This window comes from Amycolatopsis ponsaeliensis, assembly GCF_030182635.1.
Classification (GTDB): Bacteria; Actinomycetota; Actinomycetes; order Mycobacteriales; family Pseudonocardiaceae; genus Amycolatopsis; species Amycolatopsis ponsaeliensis.
The window spans coordinates 37,737-44,998 of the sequence record NZ_JAPZLD010000070.1 but is presented as its reverse complement, the minus strand read 5'-3'; the positions used below and the strand labels follow the sequence as shown (position 1 = coordinate 44,998).

5 protein-coding genes are annotated in these 7,262 nt (G+C 70.8%); 3 read left to right on the top strand and 2 right to left on the bottom strand.

The window, feature by feature from the left end; all coding sequences use genetic code 11:
• Positions 1-44 precede the first annotated feature (44 nt).
• Complete coding sequence (locus QQ657_RS52130) at positions 45-1,241, bottom strand: thiolase family protein (protein WP_284749921.1); 1,197 nt, start codon at positions 1,239-1,241, stop codon at positions 45-47.
• Between the two features lie 132 nt (positions 1,242-1,373).
• Between QQ657_RS52130 and QQ657_RS52125 the strand changes: the two genes are divergently transcribed.
• The 3 genes from QQ657_RS52125 (at position 1,374) to QQ657_RS52115 (ending at position 6,581) form a co-directional block, all read left to right on the top strand.
• The gene (locus QQ657_RS52125) at positions 1,374-1,814 is read left to right on the top strand and encodes a winged helix-turn-helix transcriptional regulator (RefSeq protein ID WP_284749920.1); all 441 of its coding nucleotides are present in this window, start codon (positions 1,374-1,376) and stop codon (positions 1,812-1,814) included.
• Positions 1,815-2,137: 323 nt separating this feature from the next.
• Entirely contained in the window at positions 2,138-5,722 is a 3,585-nt protein-coding gene (locus QQ657_RS52120) for a discoidin domain-containing protein (protein WP_284749919.1), read from the top strand.
• A gap of 94 nt (positions 5,723-5,816) precedes the next feature.
• Positions 5,817-6,581 carry an SDR family oxidoreductase gene (locus QQ657_RS52115; RefSeq protein WP_284749918.1) on the top strand — a complete coding sequence of 255 codons (765 nt, stop codon included), beginning with the start codon at positions 5,817-5,819 and terminating at the stop codon, positions 6,579-6,581.
• Here QQ657_RS52115 and QQ657_RS52110 read toward each other — a convergent pair.
• On the bottom strand, positions 6,517-7,173 hold the full coding sequence (locus tag QQ657_RS52110; protein WP_284749917.1) for a TetR/AcrR family transcriptional regulator: 657 nt from the start codon (positions 7,171-7,173) through the stop codon (positions 6,517-6,519). The genes QQ657_RS52115 and QQ657_RS52110 overlap by 65 nt on opposite strands.
• Positions 7,174-7,262 lie beyond the last annotated feature (89 nt).

Here is a 7,262-nt window from a genome sequence, read left to right as displayed (position 1 = left end):
AGTGAGAAACAGGGTTCTAACCCTGTTTCTCACTCACGACGGGGTCAGTCCAGGCGCTCGATGATCGTCGCGTTGGCGAGGCCGCCCGCCTCGCACATCGTCTGCAGGCCGTAGCGGCCGCCGGTCTGCTCCAGCACCGACAGCAGCGTGGTCGCCAGGCGTGCGCCGCTGCCGCCGAGCGGGTGGCCGAGCGCGATCGCGCCGCCGTTGACGTTGACCTTCGCCAGGTCGGCGCCGATCTCGGCCTGCCAGGCGAGCACGACGCTCGCGAACGCCTCGTTGACCTCGAAGGCGTCGATGTCGCCGACCGAAAGCCCGGCGCGCGCCAGGACCTTGCGGGTGGCCGGGATGACGCCGGTCAGCATGTACAGCGGGTCGTCGCCGACGACGGCGAAGCTGTGGATCCGGGCCCGCGGCCGCAGTCCGAGCGCCTTCGCCGTCTCGGAGCTGGTGATCATCAACGCGGCGGCGCCGTCGTTGATCGGCGACGAGTTGCCCGCGGTGACGTGCCAGCCGAGGTCCGGGAACCGCTGCTCCCAGACGTCCGCCCGGAACGCGGGCTTCAGCCCGGCGAGGATCTCCGGCGTGGTGCCCGGCCGGACCGTCTCGTCGGTCGTGACGTCGGCGAGCACGCCGTCGGGACCGGGCGCCTTAAGCGGCGCGACCTCGCCGGCGAACTTCCCGTCCGCCCACGCCTTCGCGGCCCGCTGGTGGCTCTCGGCGGAGAACTCGTCCAGCTGCGCCCGGCTCAAGCCCCACTTCGCGGCGATCAGTTCCGCGCTGATGCCCTGCGGCACCAAGCCGTCGGGGTAGCGGGCGGCGACCTGCGTGCCGAACGGGTCGCGCCCGGCCACCTGGCTGCCCATCGGCACCCGGCTCATCGACTCGACCCCGGAGGCGATCACGACGTCGTACGCGCCGGCGATGACACCCTGCGCGGCGAAGTGGACGGCCTGCTGGCTGCTGCCGCACTGCCGGTCGACGGTCACCGCGGGCACCGACTCCGGCAGACCTGCGGCGAGCGCGGCCCAGCGGGCGGTGTTCATGCTCTGCTCGCCGATCTGGCCGACCGCGCCGCTGATCACGTCGTCGACCCGGCCCGGATCGACGCCGGTGCGCTCGACGAGCGAGCGGAGCGCGTGGGCGTGCAGGTCGACCGGGTGCACCCCGGCGAGCGTTCCGCTCGGCTTGCCCTTGCCGATCGGGGTCCGTACCGCGTCGACGATCACCGCGTCCGTCATGGCGTCTGCCTCCTCGCAGATCGGGGATACGTTCGGTATACGCCGGGTAAGTTGGATTCCACAACTCGCTTGTTCGCCAGGTCACACCCGGTCGACGTGCTAGGTTGGATTTTCAACCCCATGGGAGGTGGCATGGTCCGGCGTGGTCGGGAGTGTTCGGTCGCCGAGGCCCTGGAGGTCGTCGGCGAACGCTGGAGCCTGCTCGCGCTGCGCGAGATCATGCTGGGGGAGCGGCGTTTCAACCAGATCGCCGAGAACACCGGCGCCAGCCGCGACATCCTGGCCGCGCGGCTGCGCAAGCTCGTCGACGCGGGCGTGCTCGAGAAGGTCCAGTACGAGGCCCACCCGCCGCGCCACGAGTATTACCCGACCGAGGCCGGCCGCGCGCTGCAGCCGATCCTGCTCGGCCTGATGGCCTGGGGCGACAAGTACGTCCACCAGGGCGAACCGCCCACGCTGTGGCGTCACGCCTGTGGTGAGGTGCTGGAACCGGCGACCGTCTGCGCCCACTGCGGCGAGCCGGTCAACGCCCCGGGCACCCACGCGATCCGCCTGGGCGCCGTCCACTCCTGACTCCGACCTCCGAAAGGCCTCCTCGCATCCCCCGCGAGGAGGCCTTTCCGGCGTTTGGGCGTTGACTTGAGACCCCGGTCACTGTAAGTCTTGAACGAATCAGTGCAAGAACCTGACAACAGTGCGAGAAATTGCGGCAGGCGTCAGGAAGATCCCGCCCAGCCCCTCGAAGAAGAGGTGCCCATGACGGTTGCCCCGTGGTGCTCGCGTGCGCCCCCGGACCGGGTCCGCGCGTCCCCGTTCCCCGGTTTCCGCCGTCCCGCCGCCCACGGGACGTGCGAGCTCGAGTCGTCTCCCCTCCCTCCCCGGATCAGAGGAAACCCATGAGCACGAAGCGACTTCTGTCGCGCGCGGCGACCTACGCCGCCCTGTCCCTCCTCCTGGCCGCACCCGCCGTGGCCGCGAGCGGCGTCCCGGCCGCCGCGCCCGCCGTCCAGCCGGCCGCCCAAGCCGCGGCCGCGACCTACACCGCGAGCAGCCAGCTCGCCGGCTACCCCGTCTCGAACGTCGGCGACGGCAACCAGGCGTCCTACTGGGAGAGCACGAACAACCAGTTCCCGCAGTGGGTCCAGGCCGACCTCGGCGCGGCCACGAACGTCGCCCAGCTCGTGCTCAAGCTGCCGACCGGCTGGGAGGCCCGCACCGAGACCTTCAGCGTGCAGGGCAGCACCAACGGCACCAGCTTCAGCGACTTGAAGGCCTCGGCCGGGTACCGGTTCGACCCCGCCAGCGGCAACACCGTGACCGTGGACGTCACCGGGAACACCCGGTACGTCCGGCTCAACGTCACGGCCAACACCGGCTGGCCCGCCGCGCAGCTGTCGGAGTTCGAGGTGCACGGCCCGGCAGGCGGGGACACGCAGCCGCCGTCCGCGCCCGGCAACCTCGCCTACACGCAGCCGGCGAGCGGCCAGATCCGGCTCACCTGGTCGCCCTCGACCGACAACACCGGGGTCGCCGGTTACGACGTCTACGCCAACGGGCAGCTCCGCGGCAGCGTCGCCGGGACCGTCCTGAACTACACCGACAACCAGCCGGACGGGACGACCGTCGCCTACTTCGTCCGCGCTCGCGACGCCGCGGGCAACCAGTCCGGGGACAGCAACACCGTGACCCGCAACGGCACCCAGGCCGGGACGAACCTGGCGCTGGGCAAGCCGATCACGGCGTCCTCGACGGAGTTCACCTTCGTCGCGGCCAACGCCAACGACAACTCGCTCACCACGTACTGGGAGGGCGGCGGCGGGACCTACCCGAACCTGCTGACCGTCGCGCTCGGCTCGAACGCCGACCTGAACCAGGTCGTCGTGAAGCTCAACCCCGACGCGTCCTGGGGCCCGCGGACCCAGACGATCGCGGTCGAAGGCCGTGACCAGGCTTCGAGCGCGTTCACCACGCTGTCGGCCGCGCAGACCTACAGCTTCAGCCCGTCCTCCGGCAACACCGTGACGATCCCGCTGAGCGGCCGGGCCGCCGACGTCCGCCTGCGCGTCACCGCCAACTCCGGCGCGGGCGGCGGGCAGGCCGCGGAGTTCCAGGTCTTCGGCGTCCCCGCGCCGAACCCCGACCTGACGATCTCGGGTGTGTCCTGGTCGCCGCAGAACCCCGTCGAGACCGACGCGATCACCGCGTCGGCGACCGTCCGCAACGCCGGGACGGCGGCCTCGGGCGCGACGAACGTGAACCTCTACCTGGGCACGACCAAGGTCGGCACGGCGAACGTCGGCGCACTCGCCGCCGGCGCTTCGACGACCGTGTCGGCGAACATCGGCACCCGGGACGCGGGCAGCTACCAGCTGACGGCCAAGGTCGACGAGGCCAACGCCGTCATCGAGCAGGACGAGGCCAACAACTCCTACACCGGTTCGACGGCGCTGGTCGTCAGCCCGGTGCAGAGCTCCGACCTCGTCGCGGCCACCGCGTGGTCGCCGAACAACCCGTCCGCGGGCAACACCGTCACGTTCACCACGACCCTGCGCAACCAGGGCACGGTCGCCTCGGCGAGCGGCGCCCACGGCATCACGGTGACGATCGCCGACCAGAACGGCACCGTCGTCAAGACGCTGAGCGGGACGTACACGGGCGCCATCGCCGCCGGGGCCACCGCGGCGCCGGTGACCGTCGGCACCTGGACCGCGGCCAACGGCCGGTACAGCGTCAAGACGGTCGTCGCGAACGACGCCAACGAGCTGCCGGTGAAGCAAGCCAACAACACCAGCACGCAGGCGTTGTTCGTCGGCCGGGGCGCGAACATGCCCTACGACATGTACGAGGCCGAGGACGGCGTCGTCGCGGGCGGGGCGTCGGTGGTCGGCCCGAACCGCACGATCGGCGACCTCGCGGGCGAGGCGTCGGGCCGCAAGGCCGTGACGCTGAACTCGACCGGCTCGTCGGTGGAGTTCACCACCCGCGCGTCGACCAACACCCTGGTCACGCGGTTCTCCATCCCGGACTCCGCGGGTGGCGGCGGGCAGAACTCGACGCTGAACGTCTACGTCGACGGCACGTTCCTCAAGGCCATCGACCTGACCTCGCACTACGCGTGGCTCTACGGCGCCGAAACCGGTCCGGGCAACTCGCCGGGCGCCGGGCCGCGTCACATCTACGACGAGGCCAGCGCGATGCTCGGCACGACCGTGCCCGCCGGGCACAAGATCAAGCTGCAGAAGGACGCGGCCAACAGCACGAACTACGCGATCGACTTCGTGAACTTCGAGCAGGCCACCGCGACCGCCAACCCGGACCCGGCGCACTTCGCGGTGCCCACCGGGTTCACGCAGCAGGACGTCCAGGCCGCCCTGGACAAGGTCCGGCAGGACACCACCCTCACCGGCGTCTACCTGCCGGCCGGGGACTACTCGCTGTCCGGCAAGGTGAACGTCTACGGCAAGGCCATCACGCTGATCGGCGCCGGGCCGTGGTTCACGAAGTTCTCCGCGCCCGCCGGGCAGGAGAACACCGACATCGGCTTCGACGTCCAGCCGACCGCCAACGGGTCGACGGTCAGCGGGTTCGCCGTGTTCGGGAACTACACCTCCCGCATCGACGGCCCCGGCAAGGTGTTCAACCTGGCCAACGTCGCGAACCTGACGATCGACAACATCTGGGTGGAGCACCAGGTGGTCATGGTGTGGGGCACCAACGTGGACAACACCACGATCAAGAACTCCCGGATCCGCGACACCTACGCCGACGGGATCAACCTCACGAACGGGAGCACCGGAAACCACGTCGTCAACGACGAAGCCCGGTCCACCGGTGACGACAGCTTCGCGCTGTTCGCCGCCACGGACATCAACCAGGGCAACCAGTACGACAACGTGTTCGAGAACCTGACCGCGCTCACCCCGTGGCGCGCGGCCGGGCTGGCGGTGTACGGCGGGTACAACAACACCTTCCGCAACCTCTACATCGCGGACACTCTGACGTACTCGGCGATCACGATCAGCTCGCTCGACTTCGGCTACCCGTTCCTCGGGTTCGGGCCGCAGCCGACGACGGTCCAGAACGCCTCGCTCGTCCGGGACGGTGGCCACTTCTGGGGCCAGCAGACGTTCCCGGCGATCTGGCTGTTCTCCGCGTCCAAGGAGTTCCGCGGCATCCGGGTGTCCGACGTGGACATCCAGAGCCCGACCTACAGCGGCATCATGTTCCAGACCAACTACGTCGGCGGGCAGCCGCAGAACACGGTCCAGGACACGGTGCTGACGAACGTGTCGATCACCGGCGCGCACCGCAGCGGTGACGCCTTCGACGCCAAGTCGGGGATCGGGATCTGGGCCAACGAGCTGCCGGAACCGGGGCAGGGCCCGGCCGTCGGCTCGGCGACCTTCACCGGGCTGACGCTGAGCGACAACGACCAGGACATCCGCAACACGACGTCCACCTTCACCATCAACCGCACCTGACGCAGATCTGATCAAAAGCATGCCGTCAAGGCCACCTTACGGGCGACAGACGCCCGTAAGGTGGCCTTGACGGCATCACAGCGGGAGGCGGCTCGTGCGGATCCTGGTCACCGGCGGGACCGGCCAGCTCGGCAGGCCGGTCGTGGAACGGCTGCGCGCGGCGGGGGAGGAGGTCCGCGTGCTGAGCCGGCGGGCCGCGCCCGGCGTGGTGCCCGGCGACCTGCGGACCGGGCGCGGCATCGACAGCGCGGTGGCCGGGGTGGACGTGGTCGTCCACTGCGCCACCGACTTCTTCGGCCGGGAGACGGACTTCGCGCGCACGCTCGTCGAGGCGGCGCGCTGGGCCGGTGGGGCGCACCTGGTGTACGTCTCGATCGTCGGCGTCGACCGCGTCCCGCTCGGCTACTACCGGGCGAAGCTCGAAACCGAGGAGTTCCTCGCCGCGTCCGGGCTGCCGGTCACGATCCAGCGGGCCACGCAGTTCCACGCGCTGGTCCGGACGCTGTTCGCCGGCGCGGCCCGGCTGCCGGTGGTCCCGGTGCCCCGGGTGTCGTTCCAGCCGGTCGACGTCCGCGACGTCGCCGGGCGGCTCGCGGAACTGGCCCTGGGCGACCCGGCGGGCCGCGCGGAGGACTTCGGCGGCCCCGAGGTCCTTGTCGCGGCCGAGCTGGCACAGGCGGTGGTGGAAGCCAGCGGCCGACGCCGGCGGATCGTCCCGGTGAGCGTGCCGGGGGAGGCGTTCCGGGCTTACGCCGGCGGCGGCCATCTGGCGCCGGAGCACCTCGACGGGAAGATCACGTTCGCGGAGTACCTGGCCGAGCAGGCCGACGCGGGTGTGCTGCGCTACCGGAAGCGTTAGGCGTCACCAGCAGTTTGAGCACGTCGCTGAACAGCGTCGGCGGGACGGCCGCCGCATCGATGCCACGCTCGACGGCCAGGCCGTTCGACAGCGCCAGGACCACCACCGCGAGGTGCTCCGGCGCCAACGGGAGCTCGACGCCGTGCAGAGCAGCCGCCTTGCTGATCGCCGCGGTGACCGCCTCCCTCAGGCGGGCGCGGCGCTCGGCGAGTCCGTTGTGGACGGCCGGGTTGCGCATCGCCAAGCCCCAGTACTCGAGCAGCAGCCGGTGCCACGTCGCGTCGGCTTCGATGCCCGTCAGGAGCCGGGCGCCGGCTTCCGTGGTGGCCTCCTCGAGGTCGGCCAGGTCGGCGAACGCCGTCGTCGCGCGTTCCATCCGCTCGACCATGTGCTCTTCCATGATCGTCAGCACCAGGTCATCGCGGCCGGCGAAGTTCGAGTAAACCGCTCCCTTGGTGAGCCCGGCTTCGGCCGCGATGTCGTTGAGCGACGTCGTGGCGATGCCCTGGCGGGCGAACACCGCGGTGGCGGCGTCGATGATCCGCCGCCGGGTCTCGGCGCGGCTCGGGCGGCGGCGCGGGGAGCCGGTCATGGGGCGCAACGGTACAACCTCGCCCACGCGGAGGGGATTCGTTGACCGTGACCGGCGTCACGTGGTAACTCCTTCACTCGATACCGGTC